This is a genomic window from Streptomyces pseudogriseolus (assembly GCA_002154585.1).
GTDB classification, from domain to species: Bacteria; Actinomycetota; Actinomycetes; order Streptomycetales; family Streptomycetaceae; genus Streptomyces; species Streptomyces pseudogriseolus.
In genome coordinates this window covers 1-2,076 of the sequence record MUNG01000701.1, presented here as the reverse complement: position 1 = coordinate 2,076, position 2,076 = coordinate 1, and the positions used below count along the sequence as shown (strand labels likewise).

Annotated in this window: 1 protein-coding gene and 2 pseudogenes; all 3 read left to right on the top strand. The window is 72.1% G+C overall.

The genetic code is table 11. From position 1 onward, the window contains the following. Positions 1-254, top strand: a pseudogene (locus tag CCN29_RS34190) (serine/threonine-protein phosphatase); the annotation flags it as partial. A gap of 204 nt (positions 255-458) precedes the next feature. Next, a complete protein-coding gene (locus CCN29_RS34185; RefSeq protein WP_086686337.1) occupies positions 459-1,805 on the top strand; it encodes a vWA domain-containing protein in 1,347 nt (448 codons plus the stop codon). 83 nt (positions 1,806-1,888) lie between these two features. Then, positions 1,889-2,076, top strand: a pseudogene (locus CCN29_RS34180) (FHA domain-containing protein); the annotation flags it as partial.

Sequence of the window (2,076 nt, the reverse complement as noted above, 5' to 3'; positions counted from 1 at the left end):
ACGAACTGGAGCCGCACACGGCGGCGTTCAAACCGGACCGGCCCGGTGTGGTCGTGGTCTGCACGGACGGCCTGTGGAACTACGCCGAGTCCGCGGACGAGATGGCCGAGGCGGTGCCCGTCGACGCCGCCGCGCGCCCCCTGCACGCCGCCCGTGTGCTGGTCGGTCACGCCCTCGACGGCGGCGGCCACGACAACGTAACAGTGGCGCTGGTGCCGTTCCCGGCCGTCCCGCAGGGGGCAGGATCGGCCTGAGGCCGATCGACCGCGCACCGGGAACCGCGCACCACGCGCCGTACGCGGCACACGCACGCGGACGCACACGCACGCGTGTGCCGCGTCCGCGTGCCGCGTACGGCCGGCCTCGCACGGGGAAGCTTCAACGGACCGGAGGGGACCGGTCCGTGAGGACGTCGTCGCCCCGCGCCGTCGGGGCACCGGAGGGGGAGCGAACCAGGCATGGCCATTTTCTCGAAATCGAACGTGCCGCAGTTCTCGGTGGACGTGTACCAGAACGAGTACCTCCCGGAGGGAGGCCGCGAGGTCAACGCGGTGGTGACGGTCACGGCGACCGGCGGCGGCACCATCGGCAGCGCGGTGGCGGCGCCGCACCTGTACTCGCCCGGCGAGGGCCCGTCCGCGGCGGTGGTCCTCATGGTCGACTGCTCGGGCTCGATGGACTACCCGCCGACGAAGATGCGCAACGCGCGGGACGCCACGGCCGCCGCCGTCGACACGCTGCGGGACGGCGTGCACTTCGCGGTGGTCGCCGGCACCCATCTGGCGCGGGAGGTGTACCCGTGCGAGGGGGGGCTCGCGGTGGCCGGTCCGGACACCCGGGAGCAGGCCAAGCAGGCGCTGCGGAAGCTGAGCGCGGGCGGCGGCACGGCGATCGGGACCTGGCTGCGACGCGCCGACCGGCTGCTGGCGTCGGCGGACGTGGCGATCCGGCACGGCATCCTGCTGACCGACGGCCGCAACGAGCACGAGTCGCCGGAGGACCTGAAGGCCGCGCTGGACGCCTGCGCCGGACGGTTCACCTGCGACGCCCGCGGCGTGGGCACCGACTGGGAAGTGAAAGAAGTCACAGGCATCGCCTCGGCCCTGCTCGGCACCGCCGACATCGTCGCCGACCCGGCCGGGCTCGCCGCCGACTTCACCCAGATGATGGAGACGGCGATGGGCAAGGAGGTCGCGGACGTCTCGCTGCGTCTGTGGACCCCGGCCGGCGCCACCGTGACGTTCGTCAAGCAGGTCGCGCCGACGGTGGAGGAGCTGACCGGCCGGCGCACCGAGGCGGGCCCGCGCGCGGGCGACTACCCGCTCGGTTCCTGGGGCGACGAGTCCCGTGACTACCACCTCTGCGTGGAGGTGCCGCCCGCCGCCGTGGGCCAGGAGATGCTCGCGGCGCGCGTCTCGCTGGTCATTCCGCATTCCGACGGGAGCGTGCAGAACCTCGGCGCGCAGGGGCTGGTGCGGGCGGTGTGGACGGACGACCTGGCCGCGTCGACGTCGATCAACCCTCAGGTCGCCCACTACACGGGCCAGGCCGAACTGGCGGAAGTCATCCAGGAAGGGCTGGATCTGCGCAAAGTGGGAGATATGGACGGAGCAACGGCCAAGCTGGGCCGAGCCGTTCAGCTCGCGAGTGCCTCCGGCAACGCCGATACTGCGAAACTGCTTGCGAAGGTGGTGGACGTCGTCGACGCCGCGACCGGTACTGTGCGACTGAAGGCGAAGGTCGAGGAGGCCGACGAGATGACACTCGAGACACGGTCGACCAAGACTGTTCGTGTAAAGAAATGATCTGCAAGTAATCGAGCCTGGCCCCTCGGGGTTGGAGAAATCCGGTCGGGAACGACCGGAAAAGGAGAGGGGGAAGCGCCGACATGCCGACCTGCCCGAACGGACACCAGTCGGGTTCCGACGACTGGTGCGAGGTGTGCGGTCACCGCATGGCGGGTGCCGTGCCTCCACCTCCTCCCCCGCCGCCTGCGCCCGGTGCCGGCTACGGCTTCCCGCCGCCCGGCGGCCCCGGTGGCCCGGGCGGTCCCGGCGGCGGCTACGGCGGCCCCGG